Below are 24,169 nucleotides of genomic sequence, written 5' to 3'. Positions count from 1 at the left end.
CAACACCTAATCTACTAATTCATTTGCTTGCTTAACTTTGGTATTCTGAATTTTCAAACCATTTGCTTTAGCATTTTCAATAATACGCTCTGGCTGACTTAATTCTTTTACTTCATAAGATAGATTCGTATTCACTACATTTTGTTGTTCCACTTGCGTGTTTAATGTCTCTACTTCCCGGTTGAGCTGGTCTAAGGTTGAACTATACGAAACGATATAAGCCGACATACTCAGGAAAATAGCGGCACATGCAGCATACATAATTTTTTCGCCGCGAGTGACCCAGCGTTTCTGTACTTTTACCTTCTTCCGTACAATCTTAGGCTGCCTTACCGGCTGACTTACACTGTCATATCTAAGATCTTTAGCGTGTTGACTACTCATTCTTTTGCCACCTTTCCTTACTTAACTGATAGAGGTTGTTATAAAAATTAGTCATTATTCTTTTACTCTTTCAATGACTCTTAATTTAGCTGACTTGGACCGCCTGTTTTCCGCCAGTTCTGCTTCCGTTGCTATAATTGGTTTTTTGTTGATTAATTGGAAGGCTGGTTGATATTCACTTGGCAGTACTGGGATATTTCTCGGTAATTCTGGCGGGGTACTCCACTTTTTAAACGTTTGTTTACAGATACGGTCTTCAAGGGAATGAAATGTAATCACCGCAATACGACCATTCACTGCAATCAGTTCACCCGCTTGTTCAAGGGCATCTTCAAAAACCTGTAATTCATCATTCACCGCTATACGAATTGCTTGGAATATTCGCTTAGCTGGATGCCCACCTTTTCGCCTAGCCGGAGCTGGTATCGCCTCTTTAATGAGATCAACCAGTTCAAACGTGGTATTTATAGCTTTTTTCTGTCTTTCTGCTTCTATCTTTCTCGCTATTTGTTTTGAAAATTTCTCTTCCCCATATTTAAAGAAAATAGATACCAATTGTTCATAAGACCATTCGTTTACCACTTGAAAGGCCGTTAAACGATGATCTTGATCCATTCTCATGTCTAATGGTGCATCGTGTTGATAACTAAATCCTCTTTCTCCTCTGTCAAATTGCGGAGAGGATACACCTAGATCAAACACTACTCCATCGACTTTATTTATATTATGTTTGGCTAGCTCTTCTTGTAAGTAACGAAAGTTTTGTTTAATGAAGGTGACTTGTCCATCATATGTTTTTAAACGCTCTTTGGCTGCTTCAATGGCTGTCTGATCTTGATCAAAGGCAAACAAATGACCTGTTTTGTTCAAGTGTTGCAATAGGAATTGAGCGTGTCCGCCCCCTCCCAATGTACAATCCACATAGATACCATCTGGATTAATATGTAAATTGTCAACCGTAGCTTGCCTTAATACCGTATAATGTTCGAACATTCCGTCACCTCTTTCTCGCCGCTTACAAATCAAAATCCATCATATTCTCCGCTATTTCAGCGAAGGATTCTTCTGATACATCGACAAATTCGTTCCATTTGTCCTCCGCCCAGAATTCTACTCGATTGGATACACCGATTACCGCACACTCTTTTTCAATAGCTGCATACTTACGAAGTGGTCCTGGAATATTGATTCTTCCTTGTTTGTCTAACTCACATTCTACTGCACCTGAAAAAAAGAAACGTGTAAAGGCACGTGCATCCTTTTTAGTAAGTGGGAGCTTCTTTAATTTCTCTTCTAACTGGTGCCACTCATTCATCGGGTAAGCAAATAAACATTGGTCCAGACCACGGGTAATAACAAACTGATCGCCCAAACCTTCTCTGAACTTCGCTGGAACAATGATACGTCCCTTGGTATCAATGTTATGTTGATACTCGCCCATGAACATAGCCACGCACCCCACTTTCTTTTTTTATCGTACCACATTCCCCCACTTTACACCACTATATTTTTAAAAATAATTAAATGCTCCTATATTTAATGACAGAATGGCTTGATATATCTATGTTTTTGAATCAAAAAACAAGGTGGGGGATCGTGGGGAGAAAGTGGCAAGTCAGGGGGGGATGTTTCAATCCACTTGACGACATGGGATAAATGGGGCTGCTACTTTACATCATCCAACTTATCGGTAGCGCGATTCATTCCAGGTCAACATCATACCAAGTCCTATTATACTAAGGATTGTATGCTTTCTTTACTTATAAGAAAAAGGGAGAAGAGCCTGCTACGACTCTTCTCCCTTGATATTTGAAGTATTATAAATATACGATATAATGCTGTTCTTTCCAATCGAAGGGATAGACCAGCAATTCTTGAAACCAATTCGTACCATAACGATTAATAAAATAAATAATATTCCAAACTCTTTCTTGCAAACCATTTTGTGGATGAAGCTGCAATTCAACCGCATCAAACAATTGTAACTGTTTTTTATATTTATGTGAAAATTCTTTCTCCATCCGGTTGGCAAGCTGTTCAATTTGGTAATACATTAACTGCAGATTTTTATCAGCATATTGAGCAACATCATCCCCCAATTGCTCAGAGATATCTCTAAACGGCTGATGATTTCGCTCCAATCCTTGCTTAAATTGTTTCGTTAGTTCGCCAATCGGCTGTTGGGATTGCGCAGCCAGCCACTGTTGTTTCTCTAATTGAACTCCATGATTTATCACGGCTGCCGGTTCAAGCGCCAACTGATTCAATTGCTTGCTGACCTTTTGTTCCACCAGTGTGAAAGACAACCTCGGTAAAACAGGAGGCATCTGCAATGAGACTTGATGAAAAGCTCCTTTTAATAACGACCAGTATGCGGCCTCACTCGGACCAGCAAAAAAAGCTAGTGTCGGAAATAACATCTCCTGCATTAACGGCCTGGTTACTACATTATTGCTTAAGCGTTCTGGTTCTTTATCTGCTATTTCGAGTAATTCTGTTTGGGAGTAACAACATTCATTATGCTTCCCTATCCACTTATCTTGCTCCTTCTGCAATAAAATACGCTCACCTTCCACTTCAACAAACAAGTGAGCATCTGTTTGTTCTACCTCGACACTAAGGTGATATCCCTTTTTCTGCATTGACTGTGAAGCGTGATAGACAGCAGCACTGATATCCGGCTGTTTATTGATTAATTGCTTGAAGAAGTCCGATTCAATCCGACGAAGCTCCGGCGCACCGGAATCCACGAGAATAATTCCACTCTCAGCAAACAAATCATGGATAAATGCCGCAAAAAAATCAACATAAGTATGCGATTGTTCCAAATGATCCGCTACGCGATGAAATAATTGCTTCGTATGTGCCGTCTCTTGCAGGGAGCCAAATAGTGATTGCAACCATTTATGTGCACGTGCTTTATCCATATCTCGGTGGGATACCGACATTCTTTCTGGATGATCACTGTCTATTTTTCGTTTCTGTAAGTGCTGATCTTCTGGTATAAAAAGATGATTCACTTCATCAAAGTCATGATCTTCCCCTGCAATCCAAAAAACCGGCAGCACCGGCACTTGTAAATGTTGCTCCTGTTCTTGTGCCAAAGCAATAATAGAAATGATTTTGTGAATAGTATACAACGGTCCAGTGAGGATTCCAGCTTGCTGCCCTCCAATAACGACCACACTATCCTCCTGATTTAATCTGTTGATATTATCCATCGTTACCTCTGAAGCATACCAGCGTTTATTCAATGTACTTAGCACTTCTGTTAATGCTTTTCGTTCTGATGAGGTCTTGTGAATATCTTGCAGGCGATCTTGAAACACTTGGTTAGCATATGGATTATAATCGAATTGCTCTAACACCGTCTCCCTTTCACCTTGATAGTCCACTATAAATTTATTATGTAAATCGAGTCGATCAGATTCGATACGCATGCATCATTTACTCCTTTTTTATCAATTATATACAGTATGACAGTCCATTAGTATTGTACATAATCCGTTGAAGAAACGCACATAATTTGTTTATGAAGGTTATTCAACAAGGCCAACAAAATAACACATGGAAATTTCGAAACAGGAGCCAGACAAGTGCAGACCTGACAAGATGTATTTGGTGGGTCTTCCCAGAATGCTTGGTATGTATCCGTTGAGCCTTTTTCCCCAACATTAAACTCGCACTTATCCTATCTGCACAATGGTAAAAAAGGTGCCGATACTATAAATAATACCCGCTACACTGCCTCCTAAATACATCATGAAAAAAATCAAGAAGGCCAGCTTCCAGAATCGCTTCCAGACGTGTGTGAAGACAATATCTGTATAGAATCGCCAGTGATAGATAACCATGATTAACAGTAATAAAAGTAAGAAAGTAATAATATAGCCAAATAAGTTAATCGAGAAAAACCATTCTCCCATGGCGATCACTGAAAAAATATATAAAAGAGTTGTCCAGTCAACAGCCACATGAAAGGAATAGCGGTTTTTTCTGGTTATTCTAAATGTTATGAGGTATACGATATAAGTGACTAGCACAGGTATAGTCACCATTAAAGCAAATAAGTAGTATAATCCTTGCAACATTCTCATTCCTCATTTCTGTTCTGAAAGAAAATAGTGCGATAAAATATAAAAACTATTGCAATGTCTACTAACTATCCTTTCCCTCCTCTTCTTTTCGTCTAGCATATAAACCTTCTGATTTCTATTGGTTCATGTAATTCAATTATATAGAACATTCTTTTTCAAGCAAGTAAAATTTTCATCATTCGTCTTCTTTCCCCTTTTTATGATTGAAAGAATGATGCTCAACAAAGACAAACAAAAACCCCACTTGATAAAGTGAGGCTTACACAGCGAGTGATTTTATTCTAAGCGCTTCATTGCTTCCTTGATGATTTGGTGGAAGTCCTGATATTTCGTAATCGTTTGTTGTAATTGCTGATTCTGCTCTAGCAATTGTTGCACTTCTTGCTGTTCATTTAAACTATGATAATACTTCTGCATACGTTCCAATGATTCCAATACCTCATGTATGGCCGGTTGTCCCTTTTCTCGAATAACCATCCCACTTTCAGCTGTTGTATACGGAATATGTTTGCGGTTTTGTTTAGCCTTTTGAATGGCTTCATCATATTGTTTTCTTAACGTTGCATTCCAGCGAAATCCGCATGCAGCTGCCGTTCGAGATAGTTGATCTCCAACCTCCCGAAAAGCTGTGAGCTGTGTTTTCCCTTCTTGAATATATCGCAATACGGTCTCTGCTAACAATATATCTTCTTCATGTGACCAAGCGTCCTGTCGAATCCCTTGCAATAATGCCACCCCCTCTATTCATTGATATAATGTATGCAATTAATAGAGAGGATAGACTTATTACGAAGCAATTTCATCCCAACAAATTTTCAGAAAGAAAAAGAGAGATGAAAAGGGTGCTATTTTACACAAGGTGATGTTGATTATTTTCGCGTCTTCGGTCACTTACTCATTTGATTTATATCAACTATCTAAGCATTTTCTAGAACATCAAGAAAAATCGGACTGAACCTATTTAAAACCAAGCTAGATATGGGAAGGCCGGTACGATGATCTATCGATAGCAGGATAGGGTTTTTACATCTATTTCATGATCCAATGCCCGTTGTCGTACACAAACAAAAATAGCGTAAGGGAAATCCCCTTACACTACTATGTCGTAACCTATAATTCCATTATTGTGCTACTACTTGTTTACCGTTATATTGTCCACAAGATTTGCATACATGGTGTGGCTTAGTCAAATCACCACAGTTTGAACATTCTACCATTCCTGGTACAAGTAATTTTTTGTGTGTACGACGTTGGTTTTTTACCTTTTTCGAAGTTCTGCGCTTTGGTACTGCCATGCATTACACCTCCTTTATCAGGAAGTAAAGATCTATTCTTTACTATCTCCCTCATTACTTTTGTCATTTAATAAAGACTGCAACTTTTCCAGGCGTGGATCGACGGTATCGGATTGTTCTTCCTCCGTAAACAATGTCCATCCATGGCCTTCTGTCACTGTATTTGCTTCTAGCTGTTCTTTATCAGCAAATACTCTCATTGGAACCTCTAATATGATATTTTCCTCGATAAATGGAGTTAAGTCAAGTACTTCTCCACTTACGTAGAACACATTTTCCTCCGTATGATAACTGGATGTGGTAAACTGTTCTGCCGTATCGATATGAAAATCATACGGTACATCCACCAATGTTCTGGCACAAGGTAAAATCATCGTCCCTGTTACAGTATAAACACAGGTAATATCATCCCCGTCCATCCATGCCTTTCCTTTAACGATAACTGGCTCAATGGCACGAATGTCATTATTGCCTTCTATTAAGTTAGACACGTCTACTTTTTCATGAAACTCATATGGGACTTCCTGTGATTGCATCAATTTCTGAATAAATATTTTCATTAAAATCACCTCAAGGCAACAAGAAATATTTTAAAAGGTATTTGGCCATTTGTCAATATATTTTCTTTACACCACCACAATACTGACTTTTTTATGATATACTACAAAAGACATTTCCTTCTTCTTTACTATAACATATATGGAGGGTAAATATGAAAGCTTGCGGACTAATCGTTGAATATAATCCATATCATAATGGTCACCATTACCACTTTCAAGAGGCCAAACGAGCGACACAAGCAGAGTGTATGGTGGCAATTATGAGCGGCAATTTTCTGCAAAGAGGGGAACCTGCCATTATTGATAAATTTTCCAGAGCGAAAATTGCTGCAAAACAAGGAATAGACCTAGTGGTAGAGCTCCCTTATTTCTATGCCGTCCAACATAGCGAAATTTTTGCCAAAGGGGCTATTCATCTGCTCCATCATCTAAACGTAGACACCGTTTGTTTCGGCAGTGAACACGGTAGAATAGATGATTTTAAAAACATGTATGAATGGATCAACGCCCACCAGACAGCCTATAATGAAAAACTAACAGAGGGACTTGATCAAGGCCTCGCTTATCCAAAAGCACATGAACAAGCCTTGGTACACATTGGCGGGGATCAATTAACACTTGATGCTACTCAGCCAAACAATATATTGGGCTATCAATACGTGAAAAACATTTATGATCATCAGGCTGCTATCAAGCCTTATACGATCTCTCGGGTCAAAAATCATTATCATGATCAGGAATTGAATAATCCAATCGCAAGCGCAACCAGTATCCGGCGTTATCTGCTGCAAAATTATCACGGAAAGGTTGAAACGGCTATTCCTAAAGAAACTTGGACTACACTACACACCTATCAACATAAACATGGTACTTGGCATGACTGGCAGGCCTATTTCCACTTGTTGAAGTATCGACTTTTAACAATGAAACCGAAGGAATTGGCAAATATCCATGGCATGAAAGAAGGACTGGAGCATCGTATGCTTCAAACAGTGAAATATGCAGACAACTTCCACGAATGGATGTCTCTTATGAAAACTAAACGCTACACATGGACAAGTTTGCAGCGAATTTTCACTCATTTGCTGACCAATACGCAGACAAGTGAAATAGAGGCATGGTTAGAAAAAGCAGAAACGTTACCAATAGTACGTGTTTTAGCAATGAATGACCAAGGACGGGCTTACCTTCGTTCCATAAAAAAACAGACAGATATTAGCTGGTATACCAGCAACAAGGCTCCTTACCCTTATCAAACACTTGATGATCGTGTCGATGCGGCCTATTACAGTATCCTGCCTAATGCCTCTCAGCAGCTACTTAGTCAACAAAGCTATCAGAAGCCATTTATCATCTAAAAAAGCAGCAGGACGCATTCCTTACTGCTTTTTTAGTATTACGTAAGTCTCGCTTTACCACAGCGTTAAGGGATCGTAAGTTTTCCGGCTATAGGAGCTGTAACCCTTAGTAGATATGGAAACCAACAATCCCTAAACCTCCTGATAAGTCTGACCTTATAATCCTTCTAAATATTCCAAAGCATCGGTGAAGGTGTCTACTGGGACGACTTCCATATCTGATCCAATATCTTCAGCAGTTTGTTTGGCTACTTCAAAATTTGAGCCCTCTCTGCCTCCTTCATTAGGCGCGAAAAATATCTCGCATCCGGCATTATCGGCTGCGATTATCTTTTTATCCACCCCACCGATACGTCCAACATTTCCTTGATAATCAATCTCTCCAGTACCAGCGATTTGATGTCCTTTCGTTAAATCTTCACTTGTCAGCTGATCATAGATTTCCAAAGAAAACATTAAACCAGCACTCGGACCTCCAATATCCCCGCTGGAAAAATTCAATTCAGGAGAAACGTTAACTTCTCTGTTGGTCACCAATTGAATACCTATACCAGGTTGACCATCTAGTGCATCCATTGCTTCTAAAGTGATCTCCTCCGTAAGGGTTTCTCCCTCTCTATCAATGGTTAGATTTACTGTATCTCCAGGAGACTTCGATGTAACCAGGCTAATCAGGTTATCTGCCTCTTCTATCTTCTCACCGTCTATCTCAATGACCTTATCCCCTGATTCAAGCACACCATCTGCTGGCATGTCCTCCACCACAGACACAACATACACACCATTGTACTCAATATCAATGGACTGATCTGACGCCTCATATGCAACAACTTTAGAGGCTTCCTGTGAATTCTCCATCATCATTAATTGTAGTTGTCGATATTCCTCATCCGTCATATCCTCTGGCAATACTTCATTTAGAGGGAGTACATCATAATACTCTCTAAGTTGTGCCATTAAATAGGTGAACGGCGTAGCCCTGCCACCTTGAATGGTAACCAAATACATTTCCCCTTCACTGTCATATCCATCATCAACCGCTACCACTGGATCTAGTGGATCCGCATGTCCTGGCTGATGAATATAAAAGGGGAGCCGGAAGCTAAAAAAGAAAAAGACGGCGATTAACGCTATTAAAAAAGCGACAATCCTTACATTATTTTTGAATCGAAACATCCTATCCCTTCTTTCAAAATCTGATTGCATTGTCATATTTATAGGGTCCTCTAGCGTATATTAGAACGTAGGATAAACATGTAAAGCACGATATATTTTACTACTGATTATCAAAAAGGTACAGGAATGTGCTAAAGGAGTGACAAGCTTGCGAGAAAAACTACCCTCCCTATTGTATGCAACATCGGCTTTATTTATGGCAGTAATGATCATTATCTATCCCCAGGCAGTCTTACAAGCAAGTCAAAAAGGATTGGAAGTTTGGGCAAGCATCGTATTTCCTTCCTTATTGCCTTTTTTCATTATGGCAGAGTTGTTAATTGCCTTCGGTGTTGTCCATTTTATCGGTGTTCTATTTGAACCGATTATGCGTCCTCTTTTTAATGTGCCGGGCGTTGGCGGTTTCGTATGGACGATGGGGATGGCGAGCGGCTATCCATCAGGTGCCAAATACACAGCAAGACTTAGACAAGAAAAACAAATATCTCAGATAGAAGCGGAGAGACTTGTGTCTTTCACCAATGCATCGAATCCCTTATTTATTATCGGCGCCGTAGGGATTGGTTTTTTACACGATGCAAAGCTGGGTATCCTGTTAGCCCTCACCCACTATCTCAGTAATTTCTTTGTTGGGATATGTATGAGATTTTTCAAAAGGGGACAAGCAACCTCAAAAGCTCGTTACAACTTTTCCATTACGAAGGCATTCGAACAGCTTCATCAAGCTCGCATACATAAACAGCAAGCTCTCGGAAAAATATTAGGAGAAGCCGTCACACAATCGATTGAAACCTTGCTAAAGATTGGTGGCTTCATCATTTTATTCTCGGTAATCACTGAAATATTATCCACGATTCAATTGGCAGAAATATGCGCACAAGTGATTGCTTTTTTCCTGCAGGTTATACAACTACCTGTAGACTTGTCCCTTCCATTGTTCACAGGAATATTTGAACTAACCATTGGCGCTAGTGCAATTGCCCAGACAGAAGTTCCCCTCTTCTTTCAAGCGATTGCCATTTCGATTATATTGGCTTTTAACGGATTTTCCGTACAGGCTCAAGTCGCTAGTATTTTGGCAGAGACTGATATTCGCTTCCTGCCCTATTTTTTCGCTCGTCTGTTGCATGCTTTTTTTGCCGGGTGTTTTATTATCGTACTCTACCTTTTCTTTTACAGCAAAGAATTGGCTAAGCCGGCTTTGTCATTGATCGACCTTACCCAAACCACCACACTCTCATTAGAAACCTTTGGCTGGGTGATTACCTTCTTTGCTTTATTGATATACTTATATATCTTATTATTTAAATTTTTCCATCAAAGCCGTTTCAACCACACGAGGTACTAAGTCTGATACGTCGGCGTGATATTTTGCGACTTCCTTTACCACACTCGAACTTAAAAAGGAATATCGGTTATTGGTCATCATAAAAAAAGTTTCAATATCTTCGTTTAATTTTCGATTCATCGAGGTAATTTGCATTTCATACTCAAAATCGGTGACAGCCCGCAGCCCACGTACAATGGCTTGGGCTTGTTTCTCTTGGGCATAGTCCATTAACAACCCCTTGCTTGCATCCACTGAGATATTAGGGATGTCAATTGTTGCCTGTCTAAGCAACTCCATTCTTTCTTCTACTGTAAATAGCGGATGTTTTGCTTGGTTGTTAAACACGGTCACTACTATTTCATCAAATATTTTGGCCGCCCTTTTGATAATATCTAAGTGTCCATTCGTAACAGGGTCAAAGCTTCCTGGGCAAATAGCTAGTTTAGTCATGCGCTTTCGCACCTTTCTTTAAGATAGTAATCGCGGTAGTATGGTTGTATATCTCTTGTTTCCATACATGATAACAATGATTGGATAACGACATAGCAACAGCTGGATCATGTTCACAAATAACCAGACCATCTTCCTTTACAATGTCAGCAGAGAAAATACTCTCTAACAGTTTATCATAAGATACCTTATGATAAGGAGGATCTAGAAAAATAATATCAAATAACATCTTTCGTTTTTGTAATGCCTTTATCGCTCGAAAGGCATCATTTCGATATATTTCAGTGGATTCCTCTACATGCAATTGCTGAACATTTTGATGAATGACAGAAATCGCCTTTGCTTGTTTATCCACTAGTACAGCGTAATCGACTCCTCTGCTCATCGCTTCCAAAGCAAGTCCACCACTTCCCGCAAAAAGGTCAAGACATTGGCCGCCATCAAAAAAGGGACCAATCATTTGAAACAAGGATTCTTTTATTTTATCTCCTGTTGGTCTTGTCAACTGATTAGGGACTGCTTGAATTCTATTTCCTTTAAATTTACCAGCAATGATTCTCAATTGGCTGCTACCTCCATTCTCTGTCGCAAATCTTTTTAAATATAGCATAAAAGCAGGAATATTCTCAAATGTGTTTGTATATTTTTCATTCTTTTGGGTAACCTTATATTAAAGCAACAAGGATGAGTTGCTTTAGTCGGAGAAGACTTACATTTCCCCATAAGTTCTTCTTCCGGTTTCTCCTCTCCCTTTATCTTTTTATCATCTCCTGTTTGAGACGATAAAAAGAGCCTGCAGTTGAATAAGCTGCAGGTTTTTTTTCGGTGTAAGCAAAGTATGAATAGAGCTCCTTCTACAACAAGGTACTTGTACAGAGTTTGATCGTCGATGACGACCATTTCAGCGCTTTCTCCTCGGATTTTGGCCGTCATTTTCGCGATGACGACCATTTCGGCGCTTTTCCCTCGAATTTTGGCCGTCATTTCCGCGATGACGACCATTTCAGCGCTTTTCCCTCGGATTTTGGCCGTCATTTCCATGATGACGACCATTTCAGCGCTTCTCCCTCGGATTTTGGCCGTCATTTCCATGATGACGCCCATTTCGGTGCTTTCCCCTCGGATTTTGGCCGTCATTTCCGCGATGACGCATAGGACGACGATGGACAAATGATCGATCATATAAAAAATGCCACACGTTTGGCCCATTAGCAATCTCCGCCAATGGGCCCAGCATACTCTCTAAGTATTAACCTGACAAAACGGGGTTTATATCCCCATTTTATAGTCTAGTTCCTTTTCCTCTATTTTTACTTTCTCTTCAAATTCTGTTTTTATATATGGTTTAAAGGACGGATCTACTCTAGTTACAAATGGCAGCTTATTCAATGCAACCGTAGTATCTTCCACATCCTCTTGATTGACATAAATAATCGCGTACTTTAATTTTTTTGATACATGAACCATATGGCCATATCGTTTAATATGTTTAATATGCTTCATTTGATGAAACCAAACAACGAGGCCCTGTCTGCTTACAATCACGATGACACCTCCCTTTTTAAATCGATCTATTTATGAAACTTTACAGCTGCAACCACCGCCAGATCCGCAACCACAGCCACTATCGGTTAATGCCGCACCATCCAGAGGAACTTTCACATTATCACTGACACTGTAAGCCACCAATTGGCTAATCTCATCTAAAAATTTCTGCAACGAAGTCTCCGCCATCTTATAGGAAGCAATCGTATCATGCATATCCATCTCTCTTTTCGTTGCACGGATGTCCTTCATAATTTGACTATAGTCCGGGTGATACCGGCCAAAACGCTCTACTTCTTCGTAGGCTTCTTTCATATGATTAAAACGACGAATCAATTCTTGTGCTTTCTGATCTTCTTCCATCACTTGCTTCGCCTGATAAAATTCTTCCATTACCTCAGAAGACAATACCATTTGCCCTAAATCCTCTGATTCATCTAATATATCGACAATTTCTATTGTTGTTAACATTTAATCTATCCACCTCCATACCCTTATCATACCAATTTTGACATAGAAAAAAAAGGGGGCAGTTTCTTAATCATTCCAAGAACCTGCCATTTGCATAAGCAATTGAATCATTTGCATATTTTGTTGTACTCGTTCCATCCTTTGTGGCAAGGTTTTACCATAATACTGTTTGGCCATGACCTCTAATTCTGCTACCCTGGCAGGTTCACGAGTTAAATAACGATACCATTCTGGATGCAGCCGGACAAATTTCCACAATTCTTCTTTTTGTTGTAGATAACGATACGTATCTAATTCCATAACGCCTCCTAATCTCTTGTATGATGCTGAAATGGATGCTGGGATGACGATGTTTGATTATTACGATAATCCTTAAATTGACCAATGAACGTTACTACATGATCAATCGCACCACTCAAGCCGTTGATATGTGTTTCAATTTGGTCGACATCTAGCTGTTCCACATGTTTCCATAATTTCTTCAAGAGTTGTTCATTGTCTTTTTCTTTTTTATCGCTAGTCTTATTCGTGTATTTTTTCCATGAGGGATCATCCTCTCCTAATAACACATATTGCTCGAATGCCTCCTGAAGCCCGATTTTTCCATTACGGACTTCTTGCAGTAACTGTGGGTGTTTTTGGATAAATTGTTTGAACTCTTTCACTTTGGGATTCATAAGTAATCCCCCCTCTTGCATGTATTCTACTATTATAATTATGCATAAACGATTTCTATGTGCGTTCTCCCTATTTTTTTAGAAAATTTTGCGTATAATGTGTTCGATGCACCCCGACACCCAGATGAGTGTACTCTTCTTTAAGCAAGGCTTCTCGCTGTCCCTTATGGTGAAGCCATTGATGGATAACCTCCACTGCATCAGGAGAATGCATGGCGATGTTTTCACCAGCTGCTGTATAATCAATACCTGCCATATCCAAACGTTTCACTAAGCCCTCCCCATTTGAACTGGAATGAGAAAAAAATTCTTCTTCTCTCATCTCTTCACTATGAGACTTAGCAACTTTGGCTGTCCTTTCATCCCAGCTAAGCTCCGTTAGCTCTTGATTGCGACGAATACTATTGGTGATTTCCAGCATTTGTTGTGCCTCTGCTTCCTCTATTAACTGCCATTCCTGATCAGTAGGCTCTTTAACTTCTTGTAATTCACCGGTATAATACATTGGATATGGGTGTAATTGTTCTAACATCTCCTCATTCATAAAACGGACACCCGCTACTGCTGCTTCCCCCTCATCTAAAAACAATTGGGCAAGAACTTGATCATTTAATGACAGAAGGGGACGCTCTACCATATCTTCATCCGATAGCTTTATTTGAAATAGATCGAAATCAAGCGTCTGCTGCCAATCATACTCCTCTTCCAGTGTTTCTGTCGTTTCTCCTATTTTGACAGGAGATGTGGATAGTACGTCCGAATTGGTATATATCCCAAGAATACGCTTATCCTTTACGGCTATTTGCAGATAGTGATCTGCCTTGTTAAATATCCACCACTCCCATTCGAAAAGAGACGGATCTTTACGTTCAGGTTTTCCATACATTTTTGTAAAAATATTGACTGGCTGATCAATAAAATACCAAAGAGGGGCATCGTCCCCAAAAATAAATAAATCTGTAGGTAATGGCGACTTTTTCTCGAGTAGGACGTGGTGACTGTCGTGCTGAATAACCTTCACAGAAGAATCCAATTTTACTTGAACGAACAACAATGTCGTTATGATAATAAAAAAGATACAGACAATAACAAGTATCACCTTTGTTTTCATTTAATTTCTCCTTCCCTATCCGTATCATCATCCTGTGTTAAGCGTTTGTTTCTACCATACTTTCTGAAAAGTTAAAACAAAGACACTACGGTCGCTATACATCCTGATAAGTCACACTTTATCTCATATGTATGCAATTGATTTTCTTTCATGAAAGTTTTTGACTAAGAATAATTGCATCTTGTTTCAATTCATAATATGATAGGATTAGTGATTATTATAGATGAGGTGAAGGTATGAAATTTACAGATATTGGATTGGAAGATTTAATTATCGATTTGAAACCGCTAGATCATGCGATGGAGCAAGCTAACTTTGTACGAGCTTCACAATGGGATTATGAACGTGTTACATACGACTACAAAATTAATTCTGCGGAAAATAATATTACATACTATATACGTGTTCAAGGATATGCCCTCGAAGGAGATGTAGATCGCGGTGATGCAGTTATTAAATTAATGACACCTTTACTTGGAAAACATTATTATCCCCATGGTGTCGAGTACGGTGAGAATGAAGACTTCCCAGAAAGTATCGTCAACCGCACAGAAAATTTATTGAAAACTGCTAAAGAAAATATTGTACCATTTACTAAGTGATATAACTCTAGTAAACACGGCTGCAATGACCATGCAGTCGTGTTTTTAAGAATGAGTTCTTGTGTAATGAGAGAGGAGTTTATGTAAATTTCAATGAAGAAACCAACTAAAAAACAAGTTAGTATTACCTTGATTGTTTTAGCTCTACTGCTTGCTGCGTATTTCATTTTGCCTGTTTCTATACCTCTTATCCTGGCATTCCTTACAGCGCTAATTCTGAACCCTCTTGTTCGTTTAATTACAAATAGATTAAGATTAAATCGTAAACTAGCCGTTACTCTTGTGTTTCTATTGTTTATTATTTGTTTAGGTGTGGTTGGTTTTTTCACAGTCACCAAAACCATTGGACAGATTGTAAACTTCGCTGAGAATGTCCCTAGTTATATGATGCAATTAAATCAACAATTAGGCGAATGGGAAGCGGAATTAGATACCTTTAGCGAGAACCTGCCCGAACAGGTAATTGAAGAAACCAAATCACAAATACAGTCGACAACTACCTCCATTGGTGATAAATTAAGGGAAGTCCTAACAATCGAACAGATTACCTCCATTATTGGTAAAGTCCCAGAGTATTTGATTAGTTTTATCGTATATTTAATTGCCTTGTTTATGTTTATGCTGGAAGTTCCTCGTTTAAAAGTAATGATGTACAACCATTTAAAAGATAATACAGCGGAAAAGGTAAGCTTTATGACGCAACGCTTAGCCAATGTTTTCTTCGGTTTTTTCAAAGCACAATTTCTTGTAAGCCTTGTAATCTTCATTGTTACGTTAATCGGATTATATATCATCCTTCCAGAATATGCTTTGCTAATGTCTTTAATTATTTGGGTTATTGATCTAGTACCTATTCTCGGTTCTATTATTATTTTAGGTCCTTGGTGTGTATATGTATTCTTTACCGGCGACGTACTGCTTGGCACGCAACTAGCCATTCTTGCCATTATATTATTGGCAATCCGCAGAACAATGGAACCTAAGGTAATGGGAACTCAGATTGGCTTGTCCCCTCTTGCAACGTTAATTTCTATGTATATCGGTTTGAAACTATTAGGAATATTCGGCTTTATCATCGGACCTTTGATCGTTATTCTCTATAACTCCGCTAAAGAATCAGGTATTATTAAAACCAACTTTAAGATATAACTAAAAAACTCGCAGCTGCTCTGCATTTTGAGCAAGTGCGAGTTTTCTTATAGTATCATTAACCGCCTAAAATAGCCTTTAACAAACTTGTTGTCTCTCCACCATCATATAACACGTACAATAATATGTACACCGCACAACCCGTGATTGCGGTAAAAAACCAAATAACACTCGTTATCGGACCTATTTTACGATGTTTTTTTATGTTGCGCTTCCAGGCAAGTGTTAGTGTTGTTATACCGAACACTGCGCCAACAGTCGCAAGTATAATATGGAAGATAAGAAAGATGGTATAATATAGTTCTAATTCTTCCGGTCCCCCAAAGCTTGTATTTCCAATAAAGGCTGTCCGTGACAAATAAATAATAAAAAAGATTAAAGCGCTAATCGCAGCCGCAGTCATCGTACGCTTATGTGCCTTATACTTTTTCAAAGCAACAAAGCGCCATCCGATTGCCACCAAAATGGCACTTATCAAAATAAAAGACGTACTTATAGTAGGTAAGATCTCCATGTAACACATTCCTTCCACTCTTATACTAACTCTTGCTTGTCTTATTGCAGAAAAACTTACGGTTGCTTAACGCTATGCTGTGGCAACGGATCTACTTTATCAGTACCCTTATTAAACCAAGGGAAAAAGATTTTGGCGATTACGGCACCATATATAATCTCTTGGGTAATCTTCATGATGATACCGCCTAGCTGTTGATCTTCTAATACACCGATAGGCGAGAACATCTCAGGACCGCTCAAGGTTAGACCATCCAAAATATCGGTTGGTACACACAATGCCAAGGCTTGAACCCAGCTTCCTGTTGCTCCAAATGTAGTATATATGTCCACCATGGAAAAAATAATTAAAGCACAAGCCGGGGTAATCAACATGCCATTACCTGCCATATAACCAATTTTCAGTAATGGTGACATCGTGTCCATTTCCTTAATAGGTGTAAAAATTGGCCACCACATGATAAAGGCAGATACCAACAAGATCAGAGAAATGGATGTATGAGCCCATTCATTGGCCTTGGCAAAATCGAACACCACTGGAATATGATAAATCGAAAATAAGCCGTTAAATAAGAGGATGGCAATTAATGGCTTGGTTAATATCCTTAATACAAACCCCAGTACAGGCAATGAAAAAATCCGTTCCCATACCCACTTTGGTAATCCCTTAATGATTAATATAGGGAATAACAGGCAATAAAGAGCCATCTGCAACATGTGCGATGTAAACATAATGTGTGATAACAGGTCAATAGGTGCACCTTTTATCACATATAATAACAATAAGCCACCATAAAAAAACTTAATCTGACTAATCGTTGCCTTTTTATCGTCTTGTCTACGAATAAAGATAATGTAATAAAGAATTCCTAAGCAGGCCACAAAGATTGCAAAATATGGACTCCAAAGTGCCCGAAAACCAAAGATACTTAAATCCTGCCACATGTATATCACTCCAATTAATATCGAATTACACTATTTCTTATTATACAAAAGATACGGCGGATTAAAAAGGATAAAGCAAATCTTATTTTAACAATTTCATGAACATGTCATTCTCATTACCTTTGCCATCACTATTCACTTCCTCTTTCAAGCTGCTGATTTACTGGCAAGTGGGCATTCATTCGAAACATCCTTTCACGAAATATAGCAGTAAAATAAACAAAGCAAAATCCGCCCGGTCCTTTATTACTATCCGAAACTAGATACTAACTGCCGATTCGTTCAAAACCTATTATGCCAAAATTCTATACTTTCTGATAAAAAAGACTTGAGGGGCATGTAATCACGCCCTCTCAAGCCTTATTTGTATTACCACCAGACAAGCACAGCTAATGCCAAGATTGTTAAAAAGGCGGTAAAGACCCCTCCATAAAACATAACGGATGGTAATTCATGTCCTTTATGACTCATATGCATAAAATAATAAAGTTGAAATCCAACCTGTACTGCCGCTAGAAGGAGTATAACAGGAACAATAAATAATTTGTCTAAACCAGCCATAACCATTCCGAAAGAAACTAATGTAAAGATAATCATTAAAGCAAACGTAATGACTTGCTGCTTCATTTCCTGCTTTCTTTTTTCTTTTTCATACGCTTCTTGCTGTTCTAATGTTCCAACTGTTTTATCCGTCATTATTTAGAGCACCCCCATCAGATAAACTACTGTGAAGATGAATACCCACACAACATCAATAAAGTGCCAATATAAACTTGCAATGTAAAACTTCGGCGCATTATATAAATTCAAGCCACGCTTGCTATTACGAAGCATTAGGGCAATGATCCATGATAAACCAAACACAACGTGGCCTCCATGAAAGCCTACTAATGTATAGAATGCCGAACCGAAAGCAGATGAACGCAACGTAAATTCATATTCATGAATATAATGAAAGAACTCATATAACTCAAAACCAAGGAAGCCAAGTCCTAAAGCAACAGTAATACCAAGCCAAATCATCATTCTTTTAAAGTCATTATTCTTCATGTGGTACATAGCGTACACACTGGTTAATGAACTGGTTAAAAGCAGCATCGTCATGATAAATACAAGCTCTAAACCAAATAGTTCCTCTGAAGAAGCGCCGCCATTCGTCGAATCGTTTAATGCCAAATAGGTACCAAACAAACTAGCGAAAAGGACTGTTTCTCCACCAAGGAAAAACCAAAAGCCCATGAACTTATTCTTTCCTTCTAAGGTGGCTTGTTCAGGATTATGAGGCATATGATCTGGATTTAATACATCTTGTTCACTCATTTTATTCCTTCGCCTCCTTTTGCAAATCTTCTTTATGGATGTGATAGCCAGTATCGTCTTTCAACGATCTTGTGAGCATACAGCCTAATGCAATGCCCATTCCAATAAATACTGCGGTTAACCAAGCCAAATTATCCTTTTGATAAATAAAGCCAAGTCCTGCAATAAAGAACCCTACCGACATGATAAACGGCAAGAAAGAGTTATTCGGCATATGGATATCTCCAAGTGGCTCTGCCGGTGTCATACCTTTACGCCCTTCCATCTTTTCAATCCATAAAGGATCTAACGCACGAACCAATGGCAATTGCTTGAAATTATAAAATGGTGGAGGTGAAGGAATAGCCCATTCCAAAGTACGCGCATCCCAAGGATCGCCACCAACTTTTTTGTTTTGAATAGATGTTTTCACAATATTGATGAGTAGTATAATCGTTCCTACCCCCATCAGCATGGCACCAATAGAACTTATTAAATTCCCTAAGTCCAAATGCTGACCTTCCAAGAACACCCAGTAACGTCTTGGCATCCCCATTAAACCAAGGAAGTGCTGAACAAAGAACGTCATATGGAAACCAATAAAGAAGATCCAAAATGTCCATTTACCTAATTTTTCATCTAAGATTGTACCAAACATTTTTGGCCACCAATAGTGTGTACCAGCAATTAAACCGAATACGACACCACCCACAATAACATAGTGGAAGTGCGCAACAACGAAATAGGAATCATGATATTGATAATCCGCCGAAGCGGCAGCTAACATAACTCCTGTCATTCCGCCGATTGTAAAACTAGGAATAAAACCAAGTGCCCACAGCATGGCGGTATTAATCCGGATATTCCCTTCCCAAAGGGTAAACAACCAGTTAAATATCTTAATACCAGTTGGCACCGCAATCGCCATCGTCGCTACCGCAAAAATGGAGTTAGCCGCTGGTCCCATACCTACTGTAAACATATGGTGAGCCCATACCATAAAACCTAGAAAACCAATTAATACCGTAGCAAACACCATAGCGGTATAACCAAATAATCGTTTCCTAGAAAATGTCGAAATAATCTCACTAAAAATACCAAATGCTGGTAAAATCAGAATATAAACCTCTGGGTGACCAAAAATCCAGAATAAGTGCTGCCAGATGACGGCATTACCACCCATATTAGGATCAAAGAACCCTGCTCCAAATAAACGATCAAACATCATTAAGAATAACCCGACCGTTAAGGCTGGAAAGGCAAATAGAATAAGAACACTTGCTACAAATGCTGTCCAAGTAAACAATGGCATACGCATATAAGTCATACCTGGCGCCCGCATATTTACAATCGTTACAAGGAAGTTAATCCCGCCCATTAATGTACCCGCACCAGAGATCTGCAATCCTAATACATAATAATCTACCCCATGACCTGCAGAAGTGGTGGATAAAGGCGCATATGCTGTCCAGCCTGCATCAGGTGCACCACCGGTAAACCAGCCTACGTTCAGTAAGATACCCCCAAATAAAAATAACCAAAACCCTAATGAGTTTAAGAATGGAAATGCCACATCACGTGCCCCGATTTGCAAAGGCACAACGGCATTCATAAATGCAAAAACTAATGGCATGGCAGCCAAAAAGATCATGGTCGTTCCATGCATAGTAATTAATTCATTATAGAAACCTGCACTAACAAAGTCATTCATCGGTTTCATTAACTGTATCCTGATTGCAAGTGCTTCTAAACCACCGAGGATAAAGAATAATCCCCCAGCAACCAGGTACATGATAGCAATTTTCTTATGGTCCACTGTGGTTAAATAATCCCACAAGGTGGAGCCGAAACTTTTTTTATTCGTTGCTGCCAATGTACTCACGTGTCATTTACCTCCCTTTAGTTCTCTGTCGATTCATTCTCCCTAAATTGTTTCACACTATCAACTGGTTCCTCTGTAGCCTTTAGTTCCATTAAGAAATCAGCAATCTGTCCAGCTTCTTCTTCCGAAATGGAGTTATCCTCAAGATATGGCGCATCCAGCATACCATTTCCAGGTTTGATACTAGCTGGATCAAGAATCCAATCAACCAGTTCCTCTTTATTAAAATCATTAATACCAGCTATTAACGAGCGATTACCAAAGTCTGCCATATTAGGCCCTACTACTGGATTATTGGAGCTGGCATCGATGGCATGACAGCTGACACAGCTATTTTCGAATAATTGCTGACCTTCTGTTGCTTCAGCAGTATACTCAGGATCCGTGTTCTGCATACCTTCTACCCATTGATCATACTCTTCCTGACTTACGACAACGATCTTGAAGTCCATTAAAGAGTGTGAGTCCCCACAGAACTCGGCACATTTACCCCAATATACACCCTCTTCTTCTGCTTCAATATACATTGTATTTTCATTATCTGGATTTACATCCATTTTACCTGATATAGATGGTACCCAAAAGGAGTGAATAACATCATTGGACATCATATTCAAGTAAACTCTTTCATCAACTGGGATGTATAATTCTTGACTGGTTTGAATTTCTTCATCTGCATATTCAAAGTTCCACCAGAATTGCATACCAGTGACATTGACGTTGATGCTGTCCTCTTTTGGACCTTCATCTGCCAGGCCATATGTAACGGCTACTGTCGGAATCGCAATAATAATCAAAAGAATAATTGGAATAACTGTCCAGATTACTTCTAATGTGTGATTCCCTTCCACTTGTTTTGGTACGTGATCTTCTTGTCCCTTTTTCTGTCGGAACTTGCCAATGACATAAAAATAAATGACCATAACTGCAATAAAGACCACAATCATTACTAGAATGGATACAATAATAACAACCATTGATTGTTGTGCCCCGTATCCTTTTGGCGTAAATGCACTTAGGTTTTCTTTACCGCATGCAGAAAGTACCATTGCCAAAAACGAAAATAAGGCTAGCGTTCGGATTTTTCCCATCCAATCTCTCATTTTTAACCCTCTCTTTCTTTATAACTTACTATATTATTTAGAAAAACTTGAAGAAAATCAAGTCCTACTGATAAATTTATTATAACAAATTATTCGGCAAAGTAATAACGATCATCGATAGAAATATAATCATTAAATAAAATAAGGAATAAATAAACATTTTATTTGCCCATTTGTCATTATCTTTTACAAAAAACCCCTTTATCGATAGTACCAGCCACCCTATATTTAATATTGTGCCTATTCCTAAGAAAATATATCCTAAATCATAGAGTAAAAATGGCAGTGGTAATAAGCAAACAATATAAACAAACATTTGACGCTTGGTTATTTCGGAGCCGTAAACGACTGGAAGCATTGGGATATTTGCTGCTCGATATTCGTCTTCTTTTTTCATAGCGATGGCTAAAAAGTGAGGTGTCTGCCAAATAAATATAAGCAGAAACAAAACCCAAGCTGCGGGATGAAGCTGTGGATCTACAGCCGACCAGCCAATTAGTGGCGGTACTGCTCCTGCAAGACTTCCTATGGCTGTATTAATCGTATAGCGGCGTTTCGACCATATCGTATATAATACAACATAACTAAACCAACCCAAAGCTCCATAGAAAGCGGCCTGCCATGAGGCCAAAGATAACACAAGCACACCCATAATGGATAAAGAAACACCGATAACCAGTACATGAAATAAATCAATGGTTCCTGTAACCGTTGGACGGACCTTCGTTCGTTTCATTTTCCGATCGATATCTCTATCATAATAGTTATTGATGACACAGCCCCCTGCTATTACAAAGGCTGTACCTACGATGGTCACTAACAACATATGCCAATACTGTGCGATAGAAGAATTCGTATAATACAACGCCAGCCAAAAACCAGCCAGAGCAGTCATCGTGTTGGAGTTAATAATGCCTAATTTTAATATTTGTTTTAAATCTGACCATTTATAAAGATATGTATCCAACGTCCCCGAAAAAACGGCATCGTTAGACGAAGCTCCTAGTTTGTCCATTTAAATAGCCTCTTCCCTTCTAACTTTTAATTTCCGTCATGATATGCAAATGCTTTCGTTGTATGTTCAAAAATAGTATGTATCTGCATTATACCTAATTTTATCAAACAATGCTATTGTATCATGGAATTGCATCGTGTGCTATCCAACTCCTATAATCAATTCTATTTATGGCATTTTTGTGAACATTTTATTTGATATGTAGTTTACACACACACATTACTGTTTATTTGGTATAATGGGTTTGTTTATTGCTAAAATCTATACATAGAAATACAGATAGATAATTTGAGGTGAAGTATGAAATTTCTAAAAACATTGGCAGTGATCTCCACCCTGATCATGACTGGGGTTCTTGTAGGAGGGGCACTGGTTACAAAAACAGATTCCGGCATGGGATGTGGAGCTAATTGGCCATTCTGCTATGGTGACTGGTCGGTGGAAATGTTTATTGAGTTGAGTCACCGATTAGTTTCAGGAATGGCTGGCATCTTTGTCTTACTACTTGCGGTGCTTGCCTGGATCAAAATCGGTTACATACGCGAGACCAAATTTTTGGCCATTGTATCCGTCTTTTTTCTGGTTGCTCAAGCACTTATCGGTGCTGCTGCAGTATTATGGCCGCAATCAGACTTTGTGTTGGCCCTGCATTTCGGCATTTCTCTTATATCCTTTGCTGCTGTATTATTACTCACGCTGCTTATTTTTGAAGTAGATCACAAATTTGATGCAGACTCGCTCCATATTTCCAGTAAGTTTCGCAAACAATTCATTACCTTGGCCATCTTTATTATGGTCGTTGTCTACTCTGGGGCCTTGGTACGGCATATTGAGTCAAGCCTTGCTTGTCCAGGTTGGCCGATGTGTACAAACACACAGCCCTTTGATTTCGCGAATTATCACTTTGGACAATGGGTTCAAATGGGACACCGTTTACTAGCTGGTTTGGCTTTTATATGGACATGGGTTCTATTCTTTAAAATCAGGCGACATTATCGAGATAGTCATGTGATGTATTACGGATGGGCTATCGGCACGTTCCTCATTACCGCACAAGTCGCATTAGGAGCGTTTGTCATTTTTACTATTGGAAATTTGTTTATCGCATTAATGCACGCCTTGTTCATTACATTATTCTTTGGACTGCTTTGTTATTTCTTATTACTATCGTATCGAAGCTTTAAAACTGAAAAAAGAAGAACATAAG

29 protein-coding genes are annotated in these 24,169 nt (G+C 38.9%); 5 read left to right on the top strand and 24 right to left on the bottom strand.

Annotation, left to right across the window (positions count from 1 at the left end; genetic code table 11):
• Positions 1 to 6 precede the first annotated feature (6 nt).
• The 8 genes from ftsL to E0E32_RS11400 form a co-directional block, all read right to left on the bottom strand.
• Positions 7 to 384: a cell division protein FtsL gene (gene ftsL, locus E0E32_RS11435; protein WP_066192857.1), complete on the bottom strand. Its 378-nt coding sequence runs from the start codon at positions 382 to 384 to the stop codon at positions 7 to 9.
• Positions 385 to 438: 54 nt separating this feature from the next.
• Positions 439 to 1,377, bottom strand: a complete 939-nt coding sequence (gene rsmH, locus E0E32_RS11430) for a 16S rRNA (cytosine(1402)-N(4))-methyltransferase RsmH (RefSeq protein ID WP_066192855.1) — start codon at positions 1,375 to 1,377, stop codon at positions 439 to 441.
• Between the two features lie 22 nt (positions 1,378 to 1,399).
• The gene (gene mraZ / locus E0E32_RS11425) at positions 1,400 to 1,831 is read right to left on the bottom strand and encodes a division/cell wall cluster transcriptional repressor MraZ (RefSeq protein WP_066192852.1); all 432 of its coding nucleotides are present in this window, start codon (positions 1,829 to 1,831) and stop codon (positions 1,400 to 1,402) included.
• A gap of 370 nt (positions 1,832 to 2,201) precedes the next feature.
• Positions 2,202 to 3,824: a bacillithiol biosynthesis cysteine-adding enzyme BshC gene (bshC, locus tag E0E32_RS11420; protein WP_066192850.1), complete on the bottom strand. Its 1,623-nt coding sequence runs from the start codon at positions 3,822 to 3,824 to the stop codon at positions 2,202 to 2,204.
• Positions 3,825 to 4,070: 246 nt separating this feature from the next.
• Positions 4,071 to 4,475 carry a DUF3397 domain-containing protein gene (locus tag E0E32_RS11415; RefSeq protein ID WP_066192848.1) on the bottom strand — a complete coding sequence of 135 codons (405 nt, stop codon included), beginning with the start codon at positions 4,473 to 4,475 and terminating at the stop codon, positions 4,071 to 4,073.
• Between the two features lie 282 nt (positions 4,476 to 4,757).
• Entirely contained in the window at positions 4,758 to 5,207 is a 450-nt protein-coding gene (locus E0E32_RS11410; RefSeq protein WP_130859807.1) for an RsfA family transcriptional regulator, read from the bottom strand.
• Positions 5,208 to 5,602: 395 nt separating this feature from the next.
• A complete protein-coding gene (rpmF, locus tag E0E32_RS11405) occupies positions 5,603 to 5,776 on the bottom strand; it encodes a 50S ribosomal protein L32 (protein ID WP_066192844.1) in 174 nt (57 codons plus the stop codon).
• Between the two features lie 32 nt (positions 5,777 to 5,808).
• Positions 5,809 to 6,336 carry a YceD family protein gene (locus E0E32_RS11400; RefSeq protein ID WP_066192842.1) on the bottom strand — a complete coding sequence of 176 codons (528 nt, stop codon included), beginning with the start codon at positions 6,334 to 6,336 and terminating at the stop codon, positions 5,809 to 5,811.
• A 152-nt stretch (positions 6,337 to 6,488) separates the two neighbouring features.
• On the opposite strand from E0E32_RS11400, the gene E0E32_RS11395 reads away from it, so the two are divergent.
• Complete coding sequence (locus E0E32_RS11395) at positions 6,489 to 7,694, top strand: nucleotidyltransferase (protein WP_130859806.1); 1,206 nt, start codon at positions 6,489 to 6,491, stop codon at positions 7,692 to 7,694.
• A 156-nt stretch (positions 7,695 to 7,850) separates the two neighbouring features.
• Here E0E32_RS11395 and E0E32_RS11390 read toward each other — a convergent pair whose 3' ends face one another.
• A complete protein-coding gene (locus E0E32_RS11390) occupies positions 7,851 to 8,870 on the bottom strand; it encodes a SepM family pheromone-processing serine protease (protein ID WP_130859805.1) in 1,020 nt (339 codons plus the stop codon).
• Positions 8,871 to 9,009: 139 nt separating this feature from the next.
• Between E0E32_RS11390 and ylbJ the strand changes: the two genes are divergently transcribed.
• A complete protein-coding gene (ylbJ, locus tag E0E32_RS11385; protein ID WP_434059211.1) occupies positions 9,010 to 10,218 on the top strand; it encodes a sporulation integral membrane protein YlbJ in 1,209 nt (402 codons plus the stop codon).
• Here ylbJ and coaD read toward each other — a convergent pair.
• The 8 genes from coaD to E0E32_RS11345 form a co-directional block, all read right to left on the bottom strand.
• Positions 10,171 to 10,650 carry a pantetheine-phosphate adenylyltransferase gene (gene coaD, locus E0E32_RS11380; protein ID WP_066192834.1) on the bottom strand — a complete coding sequence of 160 codons (480 nt, stop codon included), beginning with the start codon at positions 10,648 to 10,650 and terminating at the stop codon, positions 10,171 to 10,173. The two genes, ylbJ and coaD, sit on opposite strands and share 48 nt — an antisense overlap.
• Positions 10,643 to 11,212 (bottom strand): 16S rRNA (guanine(966)-N(2))-methyltransferase RsmD, encoded by a 570-nt coding sequence (gene rsmD / locus E0E32_RS11375; RefSeq protein ID WP_066192832.1) that lies wholly within the window; start codon positions 11,210 to 11,212, stop codon positions 10,643 to 10,645. Before rsmD ends, coaD begins: the two co-directional genes overlap by 8 nt.
• 35 nt (positions 11,213 to 11,247) lie before the next feature.
• Positions 11,248 to 11,832 (bottom strand): hypothetical protein, encoded by a 585-nt coding sequence (locus E0E32_RS11370; RefSeq protein WP_165444993.1) that lies wholly within the window; start codon positions 11,830 to 11,832, stop codon positions 11,248 to 11,250.
• An 87-nt stretch (positions 11,833 to 11,919) separates the two neighbouring features.
• The gene (locus E0E32_RS11365) at positions 11,920 to 12,195 is read right to left on the bottom strand and encodes a YlbG family protein (RefSeq protein ID WP_078060109.1); all 276 of its coding nucleotides are present in this window, start codon (positions 12,193 to 12,195) and stop codon (positions 11,920 to 11,922) included.
• A gap of 30 nt (positions 12,196 to 12,225) precedes the next feature.
• Positions 12,226 to 12,666: a YlbF/YmcA family competence regulator gene (locus tag E0E32_RS11360; protein ID WP_066192828.1), complete on the bottom strand. Its 441-nt coding sequence runs from the start codon at positions 12,664 to 12,666 to the stop codon at positions 12,226 to 12,228.
• Between the two features lie 66 nt (positions 12,667 to 12,732).
• A complete protein-coding gene (locus E0E32_RS11355; protein WP_066192826.1) occupies positions 12,733 to 12,966 on the bottom strand; it encodes a YlbE-like family protein in 234 nt (77 codons plus the stop codon).
• 8 nt (positions 12,967 to 12,974) lie between these two features.
• Positions 12,975 to 13,343 (bottom strand): spore coat protein YlbD, encoded by a 369-nt coding sequence (ylbD, locus tag E0E32_RS11350; RefSeq protein WP_130859802.1) that lies wholly within the window; start codon positions 13,341 to 13,343, stop codon positions 12,975 to 12,977.
• A 70-nt stretch (positions 13,344 to 13,413) separates the two neighbouring features.
• On the bottom strand, positions 13,414 to 14,454 hold the full coding sequence (locus tag E0E32_RS11345; RefSeq protein ID WP_130859801.1) for a CAP domain-containing protein: 1,041 nt from the start codon (positions 14,452 to 14,454) through the stop codon (positions 13,414 to 13,416).
• Between the two features lie 236 nt (positions 14,455 to 14,690).
• Between E0E32_RS11345 and E0E32_RS11340 the strand changes: the two genes are divergently transcribed.
• A complete protein-coding gene (locus tag E0E32_RS11340; RefSeq protein ID WP_066192821.1) occupies positions 14,691 to 15,056 on the top strand; it encodes a YugN family protein in 366 nt (121 codons plus the stop codon).
• 93 nt (positions 15,057 to 15,149) lie between these two features.
• Positions 15,150 to 16,205: a sporulation integral membrane protein YtvI gene (ytvI, locus tag E0E32_RS11335; protein WP_066192820.1), complete on the top strand. Its 1,056-nt coding sequence runs from the start codon at positions 15,150 to 15,152 to the stop codon at positions 16,203 to 16,205.
• 58 nt (positions 16,206 to 16,263) lie between these two features.
• Here ytvI and E0E32_RS11330 read toward each other — a convergent pair whose 3' ends face one another.
• The 7 genes from E0E32_RS11330 to cyoE form a co-directional block, all read right to left on the bottom strand.
• Positions 16,264 to 16,719: a DUF420 domain-containing protein gene (locus E0E32_RS11330; RefSeq protein WP_066192817.1), complete on the bottom strand. Its 456-nt coding sequence runs from the start codon at positions 16,717 to 16,719 to the stop codon at positions 16,264 to 16,266.
• 56 nt (positions 16,720 to 16,775) lie between these two features.
• A complete protein-coding gene (gene ctaG, locus E0E32_RS11325) occupies positions 16,776 to 17,663 on the bottom strand; it encodes a cytochrome c oxidase assembly factor CtaG (protein ID WP_066192815.1) in 888 nt (295 codons plus the stop codon).
• Positions 17,664 to 18,032: 369 nt separating this feature from the next.
• Entirely contained in the window at positions 18,033 to 18,359 is a 327-nt protein-coding gene (gene ctaF, locus E0E32_RS11320) for a cytochrome c oxidase subunit IVB (protein ID WP_066192813.1), read from the bottom strand.
• 3 nt (positions 18,360 to 18,362) lie between these two features.
• Positions 18,363 to 18,983 (bottom strand): cytochrome (ubi)quinol oxidase subunit III, encoded by a 621-nt coding sequence (locus tag E0E32_RS11315; protein WP_066192811.1) that lies wholly within the window; start codon positions 18,981 to 18,983, stop codon positions 18,363 to 18,365.
• Between the two features lies 1 nt (position 18,984).
• On the bottom strand, positions 18,985 to 20,844 hold the full coding sequence (gene ctaD, locus E0E32_RS11310) for a cytochrome c oxidase subunit I (RefSeq protein ID WP_130859800.1): 1,860 nt from the start codon (positions 20,842 to 20,844) through the stop codon (positions 18,985 to 18,987).
• A 17-nt stretch (positions 20,845 to 20,861) separates the two neighbouring features.
• On the bottom strand, positions 20,862 to 21,947 hold the full coding sequence (gene coxB, locus E0E32_RS11305; RefSeq protein ID WP_066192807.1) for a cytochrome c oxidase subunit II: 1,086 nt from the start codon (positions 21,945 to 21,947) through the stop codon (positions 20,862 to 20,864).
• 79 nt (positions 21,948 to 22,026) lie between these two features.
• Entirely contained in the window at positions 22,027 to 22,962 is a 936-nt protein-coding gene (gene cyoE, locus E0E32_RS11300) for a heme o synthase (protein ID WP_066192804.1), read from the bottom strand.
• 300 nt (positions 22,963 to 23,262) lie between these two features.
• On the opposite strand from cyoE, the gene E0E32_RS11295 reads away from it, so the two are divergent.
• Complete coding sequence (locus E0E32_RS11295) at positions 23,263 to 24,168, top strand: COX15/CtaA family protein (RefSeq protein ID WP_130859799.1); 906 nt, start codon at positions 23,263 to 23,265, stop codon at positions 24,166 to 24,168.
• The last annotated feature ends 1 nt before the right edge of the window (position 24,169 follow it).

Origin of the sequence: Gracilibacillus phocaeensis (assembly GCF_900626275.1) — a bacterium.
Taxonomy (GTDB): domain Bacteria; phylum Bacillota; class Bacilli; order Bacillales; family Amphibacillaceae; genus Gracilibacillus; species Gracilibacillus timonensis.
Note: the sequence above shows the minus strand (reverse complement) of the source record. Positions and strands in the feature narration are given on the sequence as shown.